This window comes from Pseudaeromonas sp. HNCC25DJ182 (assembly GCF_055413365.1).
On record NZ_JBVAYG010000001.1, the window covers coordinates 102283 to 122965 of the forward strand.

Annotated in this window: 20 protein-coding genes; 9 read left to right on the forward strand and 11 right to left on the reverse strand. The window is 53.5% G+C overall.

Annotated features, from left to right (window positions below; all coding sequences use genetic code 11):
* Positions 1–61: 61 nt before the first annotated feature.
* A complete protein-coding gene (gene bepA, locus ACZYUB_RS00440) occupies positions 62–1513 on the forward strand; it encodes a beta-barrel assembly-enhancing protease (protein ID WP_463944668.1) in 1452 nt (483 codons plus the stop codon).
* A gap of 36 nt (positions 1514–1549) precedes the next feature.
* Positions 1550–1900, forward strand: coding sequence for an arsenate reductase (glutaredoxin) (gene arsC / locus ACZYUB_RS00445; protein ID WP_463944669.1), 351 nt, complete (start codon positions 1550–1552; stop codon positions 1898–1900).
* 74 nt (positions 1901–1974) lie between these two features.
* Here arsC and hda read toward each other — a convergent pair whose 3' ends face one another.
* From hda to upp, 3 genes are all read right to left on the reverse strand, one after another.
* Positions 1975–2676: a DnaA inactivator Hda gene (gene hda / locus ACZYUB_RS00450; protein ID WP_463944671.1), complete on the reverse strand. Its 702-nt coding sequence runs from the start codon at positions 2674–2676 to the stop codon at positions 1975–1977.
* A 27-nt stretch (positions 2677–2703) separates the two neighbouring features.
* A complete protein-coding gene (locus tag ACZYUB_RS00455) occupies positions 2704–3810 on the reverse strand; it encodes a DUF2066 domain-containing protein (protein ID WP_463944672.1) in 1107 nt (368 codons plus the stop codon).
* A gap of 150 nt (positions 3811–3960) precedes the next feature.
* On the reverse strand, positions 3961–4587 hold the full coding sequence (gene upp / locus ACZYUB_RS00460; RefSeq protein WP_463944673.1) for a uracil phosphoribosyltransferase: 627 nt from the start codon (positions 4585–4587) through the stop codon (positions 3961–3963).
* A 164-nt stretch (positions 4588–4751) separates the two neighbouring features.
* Between upp and purM the strand changes: the two genes are divergently transcribed.
* Both purM and purN read left to right on the forward strand, forming a co-directional pair.
* Complete coding sequence (purM, locus tag ACZYUB_RS00465; protein WP_463944675.1) at positions 4752–5789, forward strand: phosphoribosylformylglycinamidine cyclo-ligase; 1038 nt, start codon at positions 4752–4754, stop codon at positions 5787–5789.
* A complete protein-coding gene (gene purN / locus ACZYUB_RS00470) occupies positions 5786–6445 on the forward strand; it encodes a phosphoribosylglycinamide formyltransferase (RefSeq protein WP_463945055.1) in 660 nt (219 codons plus the stop codon). Before purM ends, purN begins: the two co-directional genes overlap by 4 nt.
* A 66-nt stretch (positions 6446–6511) precedes the next feature.
* Here purN and ACZYUB_RS00475 read toward each other — a convergent pair whose 3' ends face one another.
* Both ACZYUB_RS00475 and lpcA read right to left on the reverse strand, forming a co-directional pair.
* On the reverse strand, positions 6512–7327 hold the full coding sequence (locus tag ACZYUB_RS00475) for a class II glutamine amidotransferase (RefSeq protein ID WP_463944676.1): 816 nt from the start codon (positions 7325–7327) through the stop codon (positions 6512–6514).
* A 27-nt stretch (positions 7328–7354) separates the two neighbouring features.
* Complete coding sequence (lpcA, locus tag ACZYUB_RS00480) at positions 7355–7939, reverse strand: D-sedoheptulose 7-phosphate isomerase (RefSeq protein ID WP_460883766.1); 585 nt, start codon at positions 7937–7939, stop codon at positions 7355–7357.
* Positions 7940–8139: 200 nt separating this feature from the next.
* On the opposite strand from lpcA, the gene ACZYUB_RS00485 reads away from it, so the two are divergent.
* Positions 8140–9651 carry a DUF3369 domain-containing protein gene (locus tag ACZYUB_RS00485; protein ID WP_463944678.1) on the forward strand — a complete coding sequence of 504 codons (1512 nt, stop codon included), beginning with the start codon at positions 8140–8142 and terminating at the stop codon, positions 9649–9651.
* 88 nt (positions 9652–9739) lie between these two features.
* Here the strand turns inward: ACZYUB_RS00485 and dnaQ are convergent, their stop codons facing one another.
* On the reverse strand, positions 9740–10477 hold the full coding sequence (gene dnaQ, locus ACZYUB_RS00490; protein WP_463944680.1) for a DNA polymerase III subunit epsilon: 738 nt from the start codon (positions 10475–10477) through the stop codon (positions 9740–9742).
* Between the two features lie 49 nt (positions 10478–10526).
* On the opposite strand from dnaQ, the gene rnhA reads away from it, so the two are divergent.
* Complete coding sequence (rnhA, locus tag ACZYUB_RS00495) at positions 10527–10991, forward strand: ribonuclease HI (RefSeq protein WP_463944681.1); 465 nt, start codon at positions 10527–10529, stop codon at positions 10989–10991.
* 32 nt (positions 10992–11023) lie between these two features.
* Here rnhA and ACZYUB_RS00500 read toward each other — a convergent pair whose 3' ends face one another.
* Positions 11024–11740 carry a class I SAM-dependent methyltransferase gene (locus tag ACZYUB_RS00500; protein ID WP_463944683.1) on the reverse strand — a complete coding sequence of 239 codons (717 nt, stop codon included), beginning with the start codon at positions 11738–11740 and terminating at the stop codon, positions 11024–11026.
* An 80-nt stretch (positions 11741–11820) separates the two neighbouring features.
* On the opposite strand from ACZYUB_RS00500, the gene gloB reads away from it, so the two are divergent.
* Entirely contained in the window at positions 11821–12591 is a 771-nt protein-coding gene (gene gloB, locus ACZYUB_RS00505) for a hydroxyacylglutathione hydrolase (RefSeq protein ID WP_463944684.1), read from the forward strand.
* 295 nt (positions 12592–12886) lie between these two features.
* Complete coding sequence (locus ACZYUB_RS00510) at positions 12887–14071, forward strand: LysM peptidoglycan-binding domain-containing protein (protein WP_463944686.1); 1185 nt, start codon at positions 12887–12889, stop codon at positions 14069–14071.
* Positions 14072–14169: 98 nt separating this feature from the next.
* Here the strand turns inward: ACZYUB_RS00510 and ligA are convergent, their stop codons facing one another.
* Positions 14170–16224, reverse strand: a complete 2055-nt coding sequence (gene ligA / locus ACZYUB_RS00515; RefSeq protein ID WP_463944688.1) for an NAD-dependent DNA ligase LigA — start codon at positions 16222–16224, stop codon at positions 14170–14172.
* 82 nt (positions 16225–16306) lie between these two features.
* Positions 16307–17110, reverse strand: a complete 804-nt coding sequence (gene zipA / locus ACZYUB_RS00520; protein ID WP_463944689.1) for a cell division protein ZipA — start codon at positions 17108–17110, stop codon at positions 16307–16309.
* A gap of 237 nt (positions 17111–17347) precedes the next feature.
* Here zipA and cysZ point away from each other — a divergent pair, with 237 nt between their 5' ends.
* Positions 17348–18103 (forward strand): sulfate transporter CysZ, encoded by a 756-nt coding sequence (cysZ, locus tag ACZYUB_RS00525; RefSeq protein WP_463944690.1) that lies wholly within the window; start codon positions 17348–17350, stop codon positions 18101–18103.
* A gap of 60 nt (positions 18104–18163) precedes the next feature.
* On the opposite strand, the gene ACZYUB_RS00530 is transcribed toward cysZ, so the two are convergent.
* Together ACZYUB_RS00530 and ACZYUB_RS00535 are read right to left on the reverse strand one after the other, a co-directional pair.
* On the reverse strand, positions 18164–18712 hold the full coding sequence (locus tag ACZYUB_RS00530) for a peptidoglycan L,D-endopeptidase MepK (RefSeq protein WP_463944692.1): 549 nt from the start codon (positions 18710–18712) through the stop codon (positions 18164–18166).
* 230 nt (positions 18713–18942) lie between these two features.
* The gene (locus tag ACZYUB_RS00535; RefSeq protein ID WP_463944694.1) at positions 18943–20463 is read right to left on the reverse strand and encodes a L,D-transpeptidase family protein; all 1521 of its coding nucleotides are present in this window, start codon (positions 20461–20463) and stop codon (positions 18943–18945) included.
* Positions 20464–20683 lie beyond the last annotated feature (220 nt).

Here is a 20683-nt window from a genome sequence, read left to right on the forward strand (position 1 = left end):
CGCTTGTTCATTAGCCGGTTAGCGGAGTATTCTGCCCGAGCTTTTTCAAGGAGGTAACCGCGTGAAGTTAAAGCGTGTTTTACAATCATTGACTTGTGCCTTGCTGGTCGGTCTATCCACTCACTCGGCTCATGCCATCAATGAGAGCCAGCTACCGGATATCGGGACGGCCGGTGTCTCTGCACTCTCCATCGACCGGGAAATCGTCTACGGCAACGCCTTCATGCGGATTGCTCGCGCCCAGTTGCCGATCATCGATGACCCGGTATTGAATGAATATCTGGACGATCTGGGACAACGTCTGGTCAGCCGCGCCAGTGACGTGCGCTTTCCCTTTACCTTTTTTCTGGTCAAAGACGATACCATCAACGCCGCCGCCTTTCTGGGTGGCAAGGTCAAGGTGCATTCCGGACTGTTTTTAAATGCCGCCACCGAGAGCGAACTCGCCTCGGTACTCGCCCATGAAATAAGCCATGTTACCCAGCGACATATCGCCCGTTACATGGAAGCCCAGACCCGGCAAACGCCAGTGACCATCGCGGGTCTCGTCGGCTCGGTAGCACTGGCCATTTTGAATCCCACTGTCGGTATAGCTGCATTGCAAACCACCATGGGACTGCAAGTGCAATCGGCCATCAACTATACCCGGGATAATGAATACGAAGCCGATCGCATCGGCATGAAATTACTCTACGATGCCGGTTTCGAACCCATGGGCATGGCCAACTTTTTTCAAAAACTGGCCGCTAGCTATCGCTACGCCACCAAGCCTCCGGAAATGCTGCTGACGCACCCGCTTCCCGAAACCCGGATCGCCGAAGCACGTAGTCGGGCCGCCAACTTTCCCCGCCAATCCCCTCACAACGAGGCGGACTTCCTGTTTGCCAAGGCTCGCATCCAGGTGCGCTTCAGCCAGGAAACCCCAGATGGCATGTTGAGCTACTTTGAGCACCAAATCAGCCGCACCGGAAAACAGAACCATCTGTTATATGGCAAGGCTCTGGCGCTGTTAGCCCTGAACCGGACTCAGGATGCTGCGGTGATCATCAATGACCTGGCGCAGCGTTTTCCGGATGACTTGTTTATTCTCGATACCCAGACCGACATCGATATGGCAAATCAACGTTATGCTCAGGCGATCCAACGGTTGGAAAGTCAACAGGTGCGGTTACCGGATAACAGCGTAGTGATCTTCAATCTGGCCAGTTGTTACATGCAGCAGAATCAATTGCCCAAAGCAGCCAAGTTGCTGGACTTGTATGTTCGCAATCATCCCGAGAGCGATTTAGGATGGCGCACCCTGGTTGATGTCTACCAGCAAGCGGGGGATGAAACCAACCTGCACCTCGCCTATGCCGAAAGCAAGGCGCTGTCTGGAGACTACATGCGGGCGATGGATGAGCTCAATTTAGCCCGAGCAACCAGCAGCGACAAGCTGGTGCTAGCCCGCATTGATGCCCGGCTAGTACAGCTCGAAGAAGCCAAGCGGCTGGATGAAAGTCTACGCCAATAAGCAAGATCCCCCTTGGATGTCAAACAGGAGAAAGGCATGCGTGTAACTATTTATCATAATCCCCGCTGCTCCAAGAGTCGGGAAACCCTGACCCTGTTAGAGGCGCGTGGATTAACTCCTGATGTCGTGCGCTATCTGGAGACTCCACCCGATGTAACGGCGTTGAAAACATTGATCGCGCAGTTGGGTTTCAGCTCGGTTCGCCAACTCATGCGTCGGAAGGACGATCTCTACCAAAGTCTGCAACTGGATAATCCGGCATTAGATGAGGAAGAGCTCTATCGTGTGCTGGCGGAACATCCCGCCCTGATGGAGCGTCCCATCGTGGTTCACGGTAAACAGGCCCGGCTCGGTCGTCCACCCGAGCAGGTGCTGGAGATCCTGTGATGTAAGAGACTCCGCCCATGCAAAAAGCCAGCAATCACTTGCTGGCTTTTTTGTCAGTCGCGCAACTGCTCCAACTAAAGACGCAGCGCCTCTTTGACAAAAGGGATCGTCAGTTTGCGCTTGGCATCCAACGAGGCGTTATCTAACTCATTCAGCGTGGTCAGCAAGGTTCGCATATCCCGCGACAAACGATTGAGCAAGAACCGTCCGACATCAACCGGTAACTTGAAGCCGCGCAATTCGGCCCGCAACTGCAGGGCGCTGAGTTTGCCCTCATCATCCAGCTCATGCAGCTGGTACGCCAGGCCCCAATCCAGTCGGGAAGCCAGATCGGCAAGCCCTAAGCCGATTTTTCGCGGCGCTGTCGCCGCTGTGACGATGAGCGAGCCCTGATTATGCTCTTTCCAGCGATTGAAGAAATCAAACAGCGACTCCTCCCATTCCGGATGTCCGGCGATGGCATCCAGATTATCCAGACATACCAGGGGCAGCTGCTCCATCTGATCCAGCACACCGGGATCAAACGCCGCATACTGCTCCAGCGGAATATAAGCCGCCGCATCGCCACTGGCATTGACCTCGGCACAGGTGGCATGCAGCAGATGCGAACGCCCCGAGCCGCGGCTCCCCCAGACAAACAGCAGCGGAGCACCCTGGCCAATGGCCGCATTCTTCAAGTTGGTAATGAGCTGGGCATTATCCCCAGGGTAGAAACTGGCAAAGGTCTCATCATCCGGCAACTGAACAGCCAGGGAGAGTTGGGCGGGTTGACTCACGGAATATTCCCTATTCAAGAGGCGGACTCAGGGCTGACGCCACTGCATATGGAAGCGATTATTAACATCCGCGGGCACCAGTCGCTGTTGATCCTGCAACGCGGCAAAGAATCCGTTGGCATCCGTCTTCAGGCTGAGCGTAAAAATCACCGTATCTCCGGTCATGCTGGAAACATTGCTTTGCGTGACCACGGCAAGCTGGCGCAACAAACCCTGGAGTGCCAGCAAGTCATCCACACTCTTGACGTTATCCACCTGCAAGGTGGCAGTGCCAGCGGCCGAGACCCCAGCACTGGTTGCCAGAGCGGTGCCAGTCACCACAGCAGCGCTACTGGCCTGAGCACCGCTGACCGCCGGAGCCACGGCAGGCAGGGGCAATATCTTGCCATAACGCTCCGCCAGATAGTGACTGATGGCGCTCAGCGTCTGCGAAACAACCGCATCCGCAGTCCCTTGGCTCTGACCGTTGATCAACGCCTCACCCTTGCCCGTACCGGCATGCAGATGCCACTGCAACTGCCACTGTTCCCCCCGTTGACTCAACTGTCCGCGGACGATCAGTAACTCATCCCCATAACGCTGGCTGGCTTTCAATAGTGGAGGCATCAACCCCTGAGCCACCACATCCGCCGAGACCAGCGTCAAATCATCCAGATCTAGCAACGGGAAAAGCGCCGGGAGCGCCCACCGCGCGCCTTCGCGGGAGAAAAGCTGTGGCCAGGATGTGGTGCTATCCCCGGGAATCAAGGGCACCGGCAGTTGCGCATCCACGACCCAAAATAATAACGACGGTCGGGGTTGCTCCCAATAGGGCACCACACCGAGTGCCACCAACCGCTTGACCCCTTCCGGATCAAAATCCAGCCGCAACCCACCGGCCCCTTGCTCCACGTTGCGTACCAGGCTACCGACCCGATCCACACCCTGAGCAACGGCAGGACGGGTCACATCAATCGCACCGCCGGTGAGCCGCTGCAAGACGGTAACCAGCCCTTGACGCTCAGCCGCCAGCACATTGCCATTCGCCGGCACCGTGACTTGAAACAGTGCAGCAGAGGATTCGGACGTAGCAGACAAGGCTGGCGGCGCGATGCACAACAACAGCAGACTCAGGAGTATGGGCAAACGCAGCATAGGGGTGTCCTCGACCAGGGAGCATCGATGATAGCCTCCGGCATCCAGCTATCGCAAGATGAAGCCCAAATCCATCGAGTCTGCAGCCTGAAATTGTTAGCGACAGAAACAAAAAAACCGGCCGCAGCCGGTTTTAAGTCCATGGGCGCCTTACTTGGTCCCGAAGATCTTATCTCCGGCATCACCCAAACCTGGAACTATATAGCCCTTTTCATTCAATTTCTGATCGATGGCGGCACAATACAGCTCGACATCATCGTGGGCGGCTTGCAAGGCGGCCAGTCCTTCCGGTGCCGCGACCAGCACAATGACCTTGATCGACTTACAGCCTTTCTTCTTCAATAGATCGATGGTGGCGATCATAGAGCCGCCGGTAGCCAGCATGGGATCGACCACCAGCGCCAGGCGCTCTTCGATGCTGCTGACGATCTTTTCGAAATAGGGAACCGGCTTCAGGGTCTCTTCATCGCGGTAGATCCCGACCACACTCACCCGTGCGCTGGGGATGTGCTCCAAGACACCGTCCATCATGCCCAGACCTGCCCGCAGGATCGGCACGACCGTGACTTTTTTACCCTTGATCTGATCCACAGCCACAGGACCATTCCAGCCTTCGATGGTCACTTTTTCGGTCTCGAAATCGGCGGTCGCCTCATAAGTCAGCAGACTCCCCACCTCCTTGGCCAGTTCACGAAAACGCTTGGTGCTGATATCCGCTTCACGCATCAGACCCAACTTGTGCTTAACCAACGGGTGTTTGACTTCTACTACTTTCATCATTTGCTCCTCGGGCGCCATCATAACCGCGGAATTTTATCATTCAGCGCAGCCGCTGTGGAGCAGTTTAATCGAACGATGGGCAAACGATTTCGTTTTGTCCTGGCGGCGTTGGTTGCTAGAATGTGCGCGTTTTTTCCACCCTGATACGACAAGGATCTCCCGTGACTGACAAGACTTCACTGAGCTACAAGGACGCTGGCGTTGACATCGATGCTGGTAATGCCCTGGTTGAGCGGATCAAAGGCGTATCCAAGCGCACTCGCCGTCCGGAAGTCATCGGTGGCCTCGGCGGCTTCGGTGCCCTGTGCCGTATTCCGGCCGGTTACCGCGAGCCGGTACTGGTTTCTGGCACCGATGGTGTCGGTACCAAGCTGCGTCTGGCCATTGATCTGAAAAAACATGACACCGTCGGTATTGACCTGGTCGCCATGTGTGCCAACGATCTGATCGTTCAAGGTGCTGAACCCCTGTTCTTTCTCGACTACTACGCCACTGGCAAACTGGATGTCGATACCGCTGCGGCTGTGGTCACCGGCATCGGTATCGGTTGCGAGATGTCCGGTTGCTCACTGATCGGTGGTGAAACCGCCGAGATGCCCGGCATGTACGAGGGCGAAGACTATGACATCGCCGGTTTCTGCGTCGGCGTGGTTGAAGCCTCAGAAATCATCGATGGCAGCAAGGTCAAGGCGGGTGATGCGCTGATCGCGCTGGCCTCCTCCGGCCCGCACTCCAACGGTTTCTCGCTGATCCGCAAGATCCTGGAAGTTTCCAAGGCTGATCTGCAACAAACCGTCGGCGACAAGAGCCTGGCTGATGCCCTACTCGAGCCGACCCGCATCTATGTCAAGCCGGTGCTGAAGTTGATCGAGGCCTGTGACATTCATGCCCTGTCCCATATCACCGGTGGTGGCTTCTGGGAAAATATCCCGCGCGTACTGCCCGACAACACCAAAGCAGTGATTGACGGTAGCAGCTGGCAGTGGCCTGCGGTGTTCTCCTGGCTGCAAGCCAACGGCAATGTTGAAACCTACGAAATGTACCGGACCTTCAACTGCGGCGTCGGCATGATCATCGCCCTGCCGGCCGAGCAGGTCACCGCCGCCCTGGCACTGTTGCAGGCCGAAGGCGAGCAAGCCTGGCATATCGGCCACATCGCCGATGCGGCTGCGGGTGAAGAGCAGGTCGAGATCCGCTGATGCGCTTCGCGGTACTGGTTTCTGGCAACGGCAGTAATTTACAGGCCTTGATGGATGCCTGCGCTGCGGGTCGCATCCAGGGTGAATTGGTCGGGGTGCTGAGTAACCGCCCTGATGCATTTGCTCTGGAACGAGCCAAAGCAGCAGGGATTGCGACCCAGGTTCTGAGCAATCAGGCCTTCAGTGATCGCGACAGTTATGACGCCGCCTTGATTCAGGCGCTAGAAACCTGGCAACCGGATCTACTGGTGATGGCAGGCTTCATGCGTATCCTTACTCCGGCATTCGTTCAACATTTTGCCGGGCGTATGCTCAACATCCATCCATCCTTGTTACCCAAGTACCAAGGGGTGAAGACCCATGCTCGGGCCATCGCCGCTGGCGACACGGTTCACGGGGCTACGGTGCATTTTGTGACTGAAGAGCTCGATGGCGGGCCTATCGTCTTGCAGGCGCGAGTGCCCATCTTTCCAGAAGATGATGTGTCCTCACTCGCCGAGCGGGTGTTGAGTCAGGAGCACCAACTCTATCCGTTGGTCGTAAACTGGTTCTGTCAGCAACGGTTACGGATGCAGGATGGCCATGCTTGGCTGGATGGACAGCAGCTCCCGGCGTTGGGATATGCCAGTGATGACGAAGATTTGGCGTTGAGTTGATATCCACAATAGCGAAGAGGGGAGCCATGGCTCCCCTCTTCTTTTTCCACTGATGTTGCCGCCTGGTCAGCTCTGGGCCAGAGTATCACTGATCTGGATCGAATCGGCTCTGCCCCACAGCATCCGCTCCCCGTAATAGAACAGGTTGCACTCGGCCGTGGCCATTTTTTGCCAACGCTCATCCTGAGTCAGCGGCAACGTCGCTATGATGGTGACCACATCATTTGGCGTCGTTTCATGCTGGAAATCGATACTGACGTCCTCATCCAGCAACCGCGCTTGGCCAAACGGTGCGCGTCGGGTCAGCCAATGCAGATTCGTGGTGCAGTAGGTCATCACATAATCACCATCGGTGAGCAACATATTGAAGACTCCGAGGGTTGCCAGCTGATCGCAACAACGAGCCACCAGCGTGAAAACCGCCCGCATATCTTGTGGTGGCGTTGGAAAAGCCAGCTCCAGTTGGTTGAGTAACCAGCAAAAAGCCAGTTCACTGTCCGTCGACCCTACCGGCAGGAAGCGTCCTGTGGCCCATTCTTCATAGCCACTAAGCTGCCCGTTGTGGGCAAAGGTCCAGTAACGCCCCCATAACTCACGGGTGAAGGGATGGGTATTCTCCAACGCCACACCGCCGCGATTAGCCTGGCGGATATGGCTGACCACGGCACAACTCTTGATTGGATACTCTTGCACCAGCTGCGCAATGCGCGATTGACAGCTGGGCATCGGATCCTTGAAGGTTCGACAACCCTTGCCCTCATAAAAAGTAATACCCCAGCCATCACGATGAGGGCCTGTCTTGCCTCCCCGCTGCATCAGGCCAGTGAAGCTGAAACAGATATCGGTCGGGACATTGGCACTCATGCCCAGCAATTCGCACATAGTTACTCCTGTCCTTAGCCCCTCGTATCAGGATTGACTGGCCATCTCTTTTTCGATCAACTGGATCAGCAGATGGATAATTTTGATATGCACCTCCTGGATCCGGTCCGCATAACCGAAATGCGGAACCCGGATTTCAACATCCGCCAACCCCGCCATTTTGCCGCCATCCTTACCAGTCAGTGCTATGGTTTTGATGCCCTTGCTCTTGGCTGCCTCAATGGCACGCAAGATATTGCCAGAGTTGCCGCTGGTGGAGATGCCCAGCAGCACATCACCTTGCCGTCCTACCGCTTCCACATAGCGGGAGAACACAAACTCATAGCCAAAATCATTGGACACACAGGAGAGATGGCTGGGATCCGAGATAGCGATACCGGCATAACCGGGGCGATTTTCGCGGTAACGCCCGGTCAACTCTTCGGCGAAATGCATCGCATCACAATGGGAACCACCATTACCACAAGACAGCACCTTACCCTGCTGCCGGAAAGAGTCTGCGATCAGGCGAGCCGCCGACTCGATATTCAACAAATTCTGTGGTTCGTTGATGAAGTCTTGCAGCACCTTGGCCGCTTCATTCAACTCACTCCGGATCAACTCTTGATACATCTCTTTCCCCAGTCGATTGGCAATAGGTTTTTATTCTGACACAGGTTGGCAAAGACGTCAGCGCCAAGCGGGGTACCCGGTGCGAATTGCCGGTGTTGTCACCTTGTTAATGGGAAAGAAATAATCGGCGTCTTTTTTTATTAAAATCTTTTAATATGATTAGAGTGCCATGTAGCCGTACGCTAACCAGGACTGTACCAATGGATGATGAAATCCTGATTATTGATGACGAAAAAGCCGAGTCCGTACACATCAAGCAGGGCTGGAAAGTACTGATCGTCGATGATGAGCCCGAGGTACACCGCATCACCAAGATGACCTTGGCTCAGTTTCTATTTGATAACAAGCCGATTGAATTTCTCCATGCCTATACCGGTACCGAAGCCAAAGCCATCATGGCCAACGAACCCGATATCGCCCTGATCCTGCTGGACGTGGTCATGGAGACCGACAGCGCCGGGCTCGATGTGGTGCGTTATGTCCGGACCGAGCTTCATAACCCGCAAGTGCGCATCGTGCTGCGCACCGGTCAACCCGGACAAGCGCCAGAAGATGATGTGGTCGCTAACTTTGATATCAATGATTACAAAGACAAAACCGAGCTAACCTCGCAAAAATTGCGGACGTTGATCCGTGCTAGCCTGCGTTCGTATCGTGATATCTGTACTCTCGAACATAACCGCAAGGGGCTGGAAAAGGTCATCGCGGCATCCAAGGGGATTTTTGAAAAGCAGGCGCTCAAGCAATTTGCCGAAGGAACCCTGGATCAACTTAGCGCTCTGTTGGCACTTGAAGAAACCAGCCTGTTTCAGCTGAAACAAAATGCTTATGAAATCCGGAATACGGATGTGGAACCGATCCTGAATGAGGAAGATCAGACCCATTACCGGAACTCCGCCGTAATCCAGCAGGCGCTGGCCAATAAGCAGAATGTATTCCGTGATAACGAATTGGTCATCTATTGCAAAAACCCGCGCCACAGCCTGATTTTCCACATTGAAGGAACACGACCATTGAGTCAGATGGATACCTATCTACTCAATCTGTTCACCGAGAATATTATCATCGCACTGGAGAATATCCGGCTGAATGAGCTGTTGGCTGATAATCAGCGGGAAATCATTTACCGGATCGGCGAAATAGTCGAAACACGTTCGAAAGAATCCGGCCTCCACGTCAAACGGGTAGCCTTGTATTGTGAACTCTTTGCCCGTCTGCTGGGATTCCCGGAAGAGAAAGCCGAGCTATTGAAACGAGCCTCCCCACTCCATGACATCGGCAAGATTGGTATCCCGGATGCCATACTGCACAAGCCAGGCAAACTCGATGCCGACGAATGGGAAATCATGAAGACCCATGCCCAGATCGGTTACGACATGCTCAGTGGCTCCGATATCGAGTTGTTTCAAGTTGCCTCGCAGATCGCCCTCAATCACCACGAAAAGTGGGATGGCTCTGGCTACCCGCAGGGGCTGACCGGTCACACCATTCCTCTGGAAGGACGTATTACGGCATTAGTCGATGTGTTTGATGCACTAGGCTCCGATCGCTGCTACAAGCGCGCCTGGCCACTGGATAAAATCCTGGCCTTGATTCAGGAAGAGAAGGGACGTCATTTTGATCCAGCATTGGTCGAGCTCATGTTAGCCAATCTCGATGATTTTCTGGCAATCCGGGATACCTATCGGGATGAATTCCAAGGGCACGAATAATCGGTCAGGCGGATCAAAAAAGGAACCTAAGGGTTCCTTTTTTGTTGCTGCCTCACGTCGAGATCCGCAAAGATAGATCCCGCAGCTCTCACTCCCGCCACAAACAGCGACCACCCTTTTTGTTGACCAGATCCAGCCGCCCTTCATGCAACACTAGCTCATCCGCTGAAGCCGCGATCACCCGCAAAGTCCCGGCGAGACGCTCGAGACGCTGAGGTTCGGTATTCTGCTCCCGCTGGGATGGTGAAGCTTCGCCAGCAGTTAAGTCCAGACGGGTTTGCCCGCCGGTCATCATCAGATAAACGTCGGCCAGGATCTCGGCATCCAATAGCGCGCCGTGCAAAGTCCGATGACTATTATCGATGCCATAGCGCGAACAGAGCGCATCCAGGCTATTTCGCTTGCCGGGAAATAAGCGCCGCGCCATGACCAGCGTATCGGCAACACTGCATATTTCCCGGGTTTTAAACTCTAACCCCAACTTGTCGAATTCATAGTCCATGAAGCCAACGTCGAAGGGAGCATTGTGGATCACCAACTCAGCGCCGCGGATGAATTCAATAAATTCATCGGCGATGGCACCGAACGGTGGTTTATCCATCAAAAATGCATCTGTGATGCCGTGAACCCGGATAGCTTCTTCGTCCACGAGCCGGTCTGGTTTGATATAGACATGGAAATGACGTCCGGTCAGACGACGATTGATCACTTCCACACAACCGATTTCGATGATGCGATGGCCCAAGTAATGCGGACCACCACTGAGATTCATCCCCGTGGTTTCGGTATCCAGAATTACCTGGCGCATGGATTGGATTGGGTTCATAAGCCTTTTATGTCACACTGCGCAAAACCCCATGTTACCGCACTTTCCAATGTTAAAGCAGATCTCTCTCTTCACCGACGGCTCATGTCTCGGCAACCCAGGCCCGGGGGGTTACGGCGCTATTCTCGTCTATAAGCAACACCGGAAGGAGCTATCCCAAGGCTACCGTTTGACCACCAATAACCGTATGGAGTTGATGGCCGCTATCGCGGGGCTACAGTCATTGCAAGAGCCCTGCATGGTGCGACTCACCACGGACAGTCAATACGTCAAACAGGGTATTACCCAGTGGATCCAGAACTGGAAGCGACGAGGCTGGCTAACCGCCAGCAAGGAGCCAGTAAAAAATGTCGATCTCTGGAAACTGCTCGACACCGAAGTCCAACGGCATCAGGTGGATTGGCATTGGGTCAAAGGGCATTCCGGGCACGATGAAAACGAGCGCTGTGATATCTTGGCTCGTGATGCCGCCATGAGTCACGCTCTGCTGGAGGATACGGGTTATCAACCCTGAGGCAAGTACCGTTCAACTCGCTGCAAAACTGACTAAATCCGGGCCATGCCCGGCACGATCAGCGGTTTCCGAGCCCAGCGCCGTTCGGGCTCGGGAGTCAGAGGTATGGTTCTTTTACGAGCCGCCAGCATGTACACCGAAGCAAAGTAGCCACAATAATCGCGCCCTAGATTTTCGCGCCACCAATGGATCTTGCTACCGGACGAGAGACTGCTAAAACCGAAAGCCTCGTAGTGCACCAGTTCAAATCCCAGCAACTCCAACCAATCACGGATCCGCTCGGGTGAAAACATCCGGGCATGCCAGGGATGTTGGCGTCGCATGAAGGGTAATAACCGGCCGAGACCAACCAGGCTGTGAGGATTGAATCCACTCAGAATCAACCAGCCATCCGCCGTCAACACGCGTTCCACCTCACGCAGTACCTGATGCGGATCATTCGTGTAATCCAGCGTCTGTGCTAACAAACAAGCATCAATCGCAGCATCACGGATCGGTAGGTCTGCCACATCGGCCAAGACTCCCAGTCCAGCTCCCGTCAATCCCAGTGAAACCTGGTGCCGGATCGCCGAACCACTGCACGACAAATGACTACTCAACGCACCAAGCTTGAGCAAATGATAGCCAAATAGGTGTGGACACCAGAGGTCTAACCGCTCCTGGATCTCGGCGGCCAGCCAATCGCCCATCGGGAGTTGCTCCCAGGATTCGGGCGAAACGATCTGGCGTTGCGTCAATGCTGGCTTCACACTCACTCCTGCAGAAAATATTGCGCACGATGACAGTTCACCGTATCAATGAGCATCCGAACAAGCAAAAGGACCTATCCATGTTACAGATCGTCACTATCCCGGCTCGGCAGGATAACTATATCTGGTTACTCAAGAAAGGGCTGCACGCAGTGGTTGTTGATCCGGGGCATGCCGATCCGGTGCTAGAGCGGCTGAATAGCTTAGGTCTGACTCTGGATGCTATCTTGCTCACGCACCATCATCACGATCATATCGATGGCGTACCTGAGCTATTAGCACACTATCCCGACGCGATCTGCTATGGCCCTGCGGCCGAACATCCTCTATTACCAACCCAGCAACCGTTACACAACGGCCAGCGCATTGTTCTGGATACGCTGGAAATAAGCTTGGAAATCATGGCATTACCTGGTCACACCCGTGAGCACATCGCCTACTACGGCCATGACGCCCTGTTCTGCGGTGATGTGTTGTTTTCTGGCGGATGTGGTCGTCTGCTCGATGGGACACCGGAGCAGATGTATGACTCATTGCAGCGGATTAAACAGTTGCCTCCAGAAACAAGGATCTATGCTGCTCATGAGTACACACAAAGTAATCTGGCATTCTGCCAGCGTGTCGAACCCGATAACGCTGCACTCATGGATCGCATCCAGTCAGTGAGTAAACTACGCCGTCAGGGCCTCCCCACCCTTCCTAGTGACCTGGCTACCGAACTGGCTACCAACGTCTTTCTTCGGACGCAGATGACCGGCATACGCCACTGGGCAGAACAAAATGCTTATTGCGAATGTAAAAATGAGATCCATGTCTTTGCCATTTTGAGAGAAAAAAAGAATAATCTTTGACCAATTCGGTTCATAAATTGAGCATAAAGCTTGCATTAGTTGATCTGGTTTTCGATCACACTTACCATCGGCGACTGACTGAGAGGATGAAAACTGGATGAACATGAAGCTACGACTGGCTGTAGTGGCCACTTTGTTGCTCACGGGCTGCCAGACATTACCGACCCGTAATGACGCAGTAACTGATGATCAGCGGACTGCCCAAACAGCGAGCCCAGCGCACTCAGCGCTCGATCGATCGGAAGAGCAACAATCTCGGATCTCCATTTGGCGACACGCCAGTAATGAAATGAAGATGGAAATCCCTAATCGAGCCGAAGTCATCGGCTACCGCGACTGGTACCTCAAGCATCCGAAATATCTCAACACCGTTACCCAACGCGCCGCCCCCTACCTGTACCTAGTCGCTAAAGAAATAGAAAAGCGGGATATGCCCATGGAATTGGTGCTATTACCCGTGGTCGAGAGCGCATACAACCCGAATGCACGTTCACCCAGCAATGCGGTTGGGCTATGGCAGTTCACTTCAGGAACAGGCCAACGTTATGGTTTGAAACAGGACTATTGGTACGACGGGCGCCGCGATATTCAAGCCTCCACTCACGCGGCTCTGGACTATCTGCAAAAACTGCACGATGACTTCAATGGTGACTGGTTCCACGCGATCGCCGCCTATAACGCTGGCGAAGGCCGGATTCAAAAAGCGGTCGACAGAAGTCGGCGCGCAGGCAAGAGCGGGGATTTCTGGTCACTGGATCTGCCACGCCAAACCACGGAATATGTACCGCGTTTGTTGGCTCTGGCCGATATTATTAAAAATGCTGACAGTTATGGCGTAAAACTCCCCAGCCATCCGAATAAACAACAATGGCAACAGATTGATGCTGGCGGCCAGGTGTCGCTCTCAGTCGTCGCGGAGATGGCCGGCCTGTCCTTGCAGGAAGTCAAAGCACTCAATCCTGGCTATCTGCGTGGTTCGACCCCCAGCCGCGGACCCCACCACCTGTTGGTACCGAAAAAAGATGCTCGAGAGCTGGAATTGGCGCTGGCTGAATTGCCGTCAGGTCGCCGTCTGAAGCCAGGTGAGCAGTTCGTCCTGCCGGGTGAAGAGGAGCGCGTCCAGTTGGCCTCGCAACGGCGGAGCAAAAGTAATGGCCAACGCGCGGCGCAATTAACCAGCTATACCGTCAAATCAGGTGATAGCCTCTGGAGTATCGGCAAAGCGCATGGAGTAACTAAGGCTCAGCTGCTGAGTTGGAATAAGCTCCCCCATAATCAGCTTAAGGTTGGACAAACCATCAAGCTGCAAGCCAAGCACACACAGCAGAAGCCGCGTAAGAATTATGAGGTTCGCCGTGGAGACTCACTTTACTCCATCGCCCAGCGCTTTCAGGTCTCGATTGATGAGCTTAAACGCCTGAATCGCCTGTCGAATAACAGCCAGCTCAAACCCGGCCAAACCTTGATCATCAAGGGCTAAGCCAAGCGACTGGCGTACTAACATAGAGTTACCGCCCAAAAACCGAAGGCCCCGGCATTACAACCGGGGCCTTCTGTATTTCGAACAAACATCTTGATTCAGCCAGGCCAATCGAAATGCTGCGGATCGTTTAACAAGGCGACCAATGCTGATTCATCCAGAACCGGGATCCCTAACTGTTCGGCCTTGGATAATTTGGAGCCTGCCGCTTCGCCTGCAATCACGGCACTGCTTTTGGCTGAGACCGAACCTGCAACCTTGGCTCCCAGAGCTAACAACGCAGTTTTGGCTTCGTCCCGGGTCATCTGATGGAGTGTGCCGGTCAGCACCAGCGTTTTGCCTTGCAACGGCAGTTCCTCCGCACTCGGACGCTGAATGTCCGGCCACAGGATCCCGGCTCCGCCCTCCTCGCGAGATTGCTGCAGTCGCTCGAGAACCTCCAGATTATGGGTTTGCCGGAAGAAGTAATAGACATGCTTGGCGACTATGTCACCCACATCCGGTACCTGCAGCAATGCCTCAATACTGGCGTTTGCGATGGCTGGAAGCTCGGCAAAATGGTTGGCGAGCGCCAAAGCTGTCGACTCACCCACCTCGCGGATACCTAGTGCGAACAGAAAGCGGGGCAAAGTGGTCGAGCGGGCTTTATCAATAGCCAGGAGCAGCTTCTGTGCAGATTTAGTCCCCATGCGCTCCAGACTGGCCAGGGTCGCTTCATTCAATGTAAAGAGGTCGGCAGGCGTTTCGACAAGATGGCGATCCACCAATTGCTCGATGAGCTTGTCACCCAAGCCTTCTATATCCATGGCACGGCGGGAGGCAAAATGTTTCAGCGCTTCCTTACGCTGCGCCTCGCAAAATAATCCGCCACTGCAACGAGCGACGGCTTCACCCGGTAGTCGCTCGACCTCGGAGTCACAGACTGGGCAGCGGTCTGGAAAAATAACCGTTACACACCGCAAAGGATCCCGACGCTCCAGGACCACCCCGACAATCTGCGGGATCACATCCCCAGCCCGGCGCACAATGACGGTATCGCCAATCTGGATATCCAGTCGCTCCATCTCGTCGGCATTGTGCAAGGTGGCGTTGGAGACAGTCACACCACCGACAAATACCGGCTCCAAGCGAGCAACTGGAGTGATGGCCCCGGTCCGGCCAACCTGAAACTCGATCCCATTGATGAGAGTCAGCTCTTCTTGAGCTGGGAATTTATGTGCCACCGCCCAACGCGGTGCTCGGGAGACAAACCCCAACGCTTGTTGCTGTTCGATGCTATCGACCTTGAACACCACACCATCAATCTCGAATGGCAAACTTTCCCGGCGACTCAGGATGGCGTCGTGATACTGGCAACAGCCTGCAATCCCGGTAACCCGCCGAATATCGTCACTAACCGGTAAGCCAAGCGATTTGAGCCACTGCAGGCGAGCATAATGGGATACCGACAACTCCACCCCCTCCGCAACCCCGATGCCATAGGCATAAAAAGCCAAGGGGCGCTGAGCAGTAATGCGCGGATCCAGTTGCCGCAAACTCCCTGCCGCCGCGTTACGTGGGTTGGCAAACACCTTCTCGCCATGAGCCAACGCCTGTTCGTTCCAACGCTGAAAGCCAGCTTTGGGCATGAAGACTTCACCCCGAACCTCCAGACGAGCAGGCCAGTTATCGCCCTGCAATTGCAGCGGAATGCAGCGGATGGTCCGCACATTATGGGTTATATCTTCGCCGGTATTGCCATCGCCGCGCGTTGCTGCCCGGATCAGAATGCCATCTTCATACAGCAGACTAACCGCCAGACCATCCAGCTTCGGCTCACAACAAAACGCGATGTCGTCCACGAGGTTCAAACGTTCCTGAACCCGATGCCCAAAGCCCTGAAGTTCTTCCGTATTGAATACATTATCCAGCGACAACATGGGTTGGGCGTGGGGAACCGAGGTAAAGACAGAAGAAGGTGAACCACCAACTCGTTGTGTTGGTGAACTCGCCTCGATCAGCTCAGGATGGGCTGTCTCCAGCGCTTTGAGCTCCAGGAGCAACCGATCATATTCACTATCCGGAACCGATGGTGCATCCAGGACATAATATTCATGCTCATAGCGAGCCAGCTGCCGGATCAGCTCCACCATCTGTTGCTTGATTTCACTCATCAACGACGCCCTTCGATGTCAAAAATTCATCACCATAAAAAATGCGGCCGTAGCCGCATTAAAACCTACAATGGGGCTAGCCTCACTGCATATCGTAAGCGCGTAACTCATCAAGATATTGGTTAATCAGATATTCGCTCAGCGGGTTGCGCTGCCGATCCATCAACAGGGTATCCAGTTCGGCAGAGATTTTTTCTGCGGCCTGTAACATCAACTTGAAATGAGCCTCGGCGCGCCCTGGATGCGGTAACTCCATAAACAAGGAGACCCCCGGAGTGGTAAATTGCGCCATGCGAGCCGGCTCAAAAGTGCCCGGTTTTACCATATTCGCTAGGCTAAACAGCACATCACCGTGACCATTGGGCTCCAGGTGGCGATGAAAAATGGACATATCACCATAACGGAAACCTAATTTTTTCAGGATGAACAACAAATCCTCACCAGCGATCTGGGTCCCTTCGCGCGACATGATATTGATCTGATAAAAATCACTCCAAGTCGGCTCAATCACCTTGGGAGCAGCCTCGACCATCGTCTCGGGCTCAGCGACGGATACCGGAGAAACAGACTCATCCGTCATGATGGACGTCATTTTTAATCCAGGCTCGACTTTAGCGCTACTCCACTGTTTCGGTGTGCTAACCGGCATTTTCGGCTCTTGCCGACGAGAAACAACACGAACCTTGCCAATACCATCTTCATCAAAACCATCACCGACACTCCCGGCGTCATCGCGATATTTTGATTTTACATCCGGCATACGCCCAAGCGGCTTTTCCTTGATGGAAATGCGCTTGTTTTTACGGTTAGTCCAAAGTCCATGAATGACCAAGGCCGCAATTGCTAATGCACCTATGATGACCAGTATGATTCGCAAATCCTGCATTGCCGTTTCTCTTTCTAATTCTATTGAGCCCATTCGGGCAATTCAGCGGTTGCCCTCGATGCCGACCATAGAATCGGTAATTCTATGACTGACGCGTCCTTCTCAAATTCCCGAGGCCAGATGATGAACTGACCCTTAGGAATATAGCCAGAGTCCGTCGAGTATGGCTGCAATGACTTTACCAAAATGAGACACTATTTGTAATATCTGTAACACTATTGTACGCGGGAAAGCAGCATGGTTTATAAAATCACGAAGAAAAGTGGTATCAGTTACTTAACCCAGGGGCTGTCGCTGGTCTGTCAGCCGGGATTGCGGCGTTTTGTCATACTGCCTCTGCTGACTAATTTGATTCTTTTTTCAGCATGTTTTTATTGGCTTTTCTCCCGACTATCAGAATGGGCCGATCAATGGATCGGGCAATTACCCTCCTGGCTGACATGGCTTGAATATCTACTCTGGCCCCTGACCATCATAGTCGTGTTACTGTTTTTTTCGTTTATCTTCAGCATGGTTGCAAACTGGATAGCAGCGCCATTCAATGGCCTGCTCGCCGAACAGGTGGAAGCACGATTGACCGGCGTCACCCCGCCAGATACTTCGCTACGCCAACTGCTCGCGGATATTCCCAGAATTCTGAAACGGGAGTGGCAAAAATTAAAATACTACCTGCCAAAGGCTATCGGCTGCCTGATCTTATTTTTTATTCCACTACTGGGGCAAACCTTGGCACCGCTGCTCTGGGTCTTGTTATCGGCCTGGATGGCTGCCATACAATACGCTGATTATTCCTATGACAATCACAAGATCCCGTTCGAGATCATGCGTGATGATCTCAAGTCTGAACGCCTCCCTAACCTGGGATTTGGCTTTGCCGTCTCGGTGTGCACCGCTATTCCACTGATCAATTTCCTGATCATGCCGGTAGCTGTCTGTGGCGCCACGGCGATGTGGGTTGATCTGTATCGCTCACGGCATATGCCAGCCGCCTGACGAAGGCTGCAGCAGATATAAAAAAAAAGCGCCTAGGGCGCTTTTTTTATGTCATTCAAATTACCAGTGCCTTTTCGGCCCAGTATCCAGATGAACGAAATTGGAACGGGGATAGTAACCGACGCCCCCCGAGTTCAGAGCCAAGGCAGCGCGACGAATATGATTGAGCTCCACTCCAGGAATACGCAAATCCACCGCCTTGCCAGACATATGCAAACTCTTCTTCGCTACTCCTCGGCTGGAACGACGCAACGCAGCATTAGTTTGCTGTGAGCGATAGCCACAAATCACATGGATTTCTTTTTGCACACCTAATTTACGCTGCAGCTCAAACAACTGGTCGAACAACTTGGTATCTATCGGTAATTGCACATCACCTGCACGGTGATCACGAAACAACCAGCTAAACTCTTGCAAACCATCCTTGTTGTAACGTCCGTTTTCCCAATAGCAGGCGGATACGCGTTCTCCCGTGTTCGGATTATAAAAACGCAACAGCCGGGCAGGAGCAGTGCGACTGGCATACGCAGTTTCGGGTAACAGGGTTGCCGCCATCAAGCAGGCACTGCCCAACAACAAACGACGACGACTGATTTCCAGATCCAACATGTGAACGCACCTCCCATCATGGGTATCTGCACAAGCACGAACTAACCAGGCTCGACTCTATGCCCACCAATAGGCAAAGAAGATAACGATTGGATAAAACCAGTGTCAAACAACGATTTCGAATAACGACTCAAAGGACCCTTGCTGAACGATAAGATCGGTTAAATCATGAGCTATCGCACAGAATAAACGCGCCACACGGCGCGTTATCAGCACGATCTTATTCCAGGTTATGCCTTCTGATGGCGACGCAAGCTTTGCATCACGGGACCATTGCCATCGATTTTGCCGCTATCAAAACCGTAGATATCGTCTCGAAATTGCAACAAGCCTTGCGCATCCACCCAACTGCGCCAATAGACGGTATATACCGGAACCGGGTTATTTAATGGTACCCATTTGGTTGCCTTGCTCTGCAAGATGGCATCCAGTTTGTCTTTACTCCATTTTGAATCTTTAAGTAATAACTCCGCCAAATCGGCAGACTGCTCAACACGCACACACCCGGAGCTGATGGCCCGGAGATCATGGTTGAATAAGCTGGGTTTCGAGGTGGAATGCAGATAGATGGAATCATCATTCGGCAAATAGAATTTATAACGACCCAACGCGTTGTGATCGCCCGGTTGTTGGCGCAAGCGATAAGGAAAACCGGCGGTAATCGCATCATCCAGCGTAATAGAGGCAGGATCGACCTTGGCACCATCGTAGCTGTAAATGTCAAATCGTTCCTTCGACAGATAGTCTGGATCATGTGACAACTTGGGCACTATATCTTGCCGCAATATGGTGGTTGGAACATGCCACGCCGGATTCAGCACCACACTCGCAATTTGGCTGGAAAGGATCGGCGTCTGGCGCTTCAGCTGTCCCACTATGACCCGGCTGCTCAACAATTGATGTTCACCTTCCAGAACCCGGAGCTGATATTCCGGCAAGTTGACCAACACATAGCGTCCGCTATCCAGCTGATCACCGACATCCTGACGAAGCAGAGTTCTTGCCAGGATAACCGCCTTTTGTTCAGGAGGAACCCGCAACCACATTAAAGTTTTACGGCCAATCACCCCGTCATCCGTTAATCCATGTGCACGCTGAAAGCCTTTAATGGCGGAAACCACTACATCGTTATACACAGGATCGCCATCTGCTTGAGCCAGTAGTTGTACCCTGACAAGAACCTGTTTGATTACCGGCAAGCTGTCGCTGCTTTCCCCAGGATGCAAGCGCAGATCCGGAATCTCAGGCCAGGGTTCTTGACGCGCCATATCCAGCAGATGATTTAACTGCTGCCGCATGACCAGATAATTGGGCTCCTGGGGTCGCAAGGCCGTTACCGTCGCCATGAGTCCACCTTGCTGTAACAGCAAGAGGTAATCATCACTATCTGCCAAGGTCGGCTGCAAATTGAACTTCCGGACATTGAGGCGCTCTCTGGCATCCCAGCTCAACTGGTGCCACTGACTCCGAAACCGCTGCAGCGTCATATAAGACTCGGCAAAGAGTCGTCCCTGGGTGGCGGCATCCTGACTATTCATCAAAGCCAGCCAGAGCTCATTGAACCGCGGATGAATATTTGCAACCGCCAATTCCAACAATTGCTGAGCCAGCTCTTTTCTTTCTTCAGCACTGGGCAAGGGATAGACGGACGTTGGAGAAAATACAGCCACTGCCTCACCATGCAGAGGCGGTGTCGCAGTCGGTAATGACTCAACGGCGACCGCATGCCCGGACACGGCGGCGCCAAGCATCCAAAATCCAATACCCCAACGATTGACTTGCCTAAATAACATCCTGCCTCCACTGTGGAGGGATCTTGATTGCTGATCCCACACAAGTTATTTGCTACATCCTGTTCTGCAGAAACTGGTTCCATACCAGCCCGTTGCAGTGTTTAGGTTTCACAACAAGCTGTCAATCCGGCGATTTGCTTTCCACAGAGGCCATGATCGAGGTCACACCGAATCATAC

Coding starts and splice junctions, on each gene's coding strand:
- zipA (WP_463944689.1), bottom strand. CDS start 17,110: ATGCAGGATTTGCGAATCATACTGGTCATCATAGGTGCATTAGCAATT.
- ACZYUB_RS00510 (WP_463944686.1), top strand. CDS start 12,887: ATGGAAATCCCTAATCGAGCCGAAGTCATCGGCTACCGCGACTGGTAC.
- arsC (WP_463944669.1), top strand. CDS start 1,550: ATGCGTGTAACTATTTATCATAATCCCCGCTGCTCCAAGAGTCGGGAA.
- ligA (WP_463944688.1), bottom strand. CDS start 16,224: ATGAGTGAAATCAAGCAACAGATGGTGGAGCTGATCCGGCAGCTGGCT.
- gloB (WP_463944684.1), top strand. CDS start 11,821: ATGTTACAGATCGTCACTATCCCGGCTCGGCAGGATAACTATATCTGG.
- ACZYUB_RS00535 (WP_463944694.1), bottom strand. CDS start 20,463: ATGCTTGGCGCCGCCGTGTCCGGGCATGCGGTCGCCGTTGAGTCATTA.
- ACZYUB_RS00530 (WP_463944692.1), bottom strand. CDS start 18,712: ATGTTGGATCTGGAAATCAGTCGTCGTCGTTTGTTGTTGGGCAGTGCC.
- dnaQ (WP_463944680.1), bottom strand. CDS start 10,477: ATGAACCCAATCCAATCCATGCGCCAGGTAATTCTGGATACCGAAACC.
- ACZYUB_RS00485 (WP_463944678.1), top strand. CDS start 8,140: ATGGATGATGAAATCCTGATTATTGATGACGAAAAAGCCGAGTCCGTA.
- cysZ (WP_463944690.1), top strand. CDS start 17,348: ATGGTTTATAAAATCACGAAGAAAAGTGGTATCAGTTACTTAACCCAG.
- upp (WP_463944673.1), bottom strand. CDS start 4,587: ATGAAAGTAGTAGAAGTCAAACACCCGTTGGTTAAGCACAAGTTGGGT.
- ACZYUB_RS00475 (WP_463944676.1), bottom strand. CDS start 7,327: ATGTGCGAATTGCTGGGCATGAGTGCCAATGTCCCGACCGATATCTGT.
- rnhA (WP_463944681.1), top strand. CDS start 10,527: ATGTTAAAGCAGATCTCTCTCTTCACCGACGGCTCATGTCTCGGCAAC.
- ACZYUB_RS00455 (WP_463944672.1), bottom strand. CDS start 3,810: ATGCTGCGTTTGCCCATACTCCTGAGTCTGCTGTTGTTGTGCATCGCG.
- lpcA (WP_460883766.1), bottom strand. CDS start 7,939: ATGTATCAAGAGTTGATCCGGAGTGAGTTGAATGAAGCGGCCAAGGTG.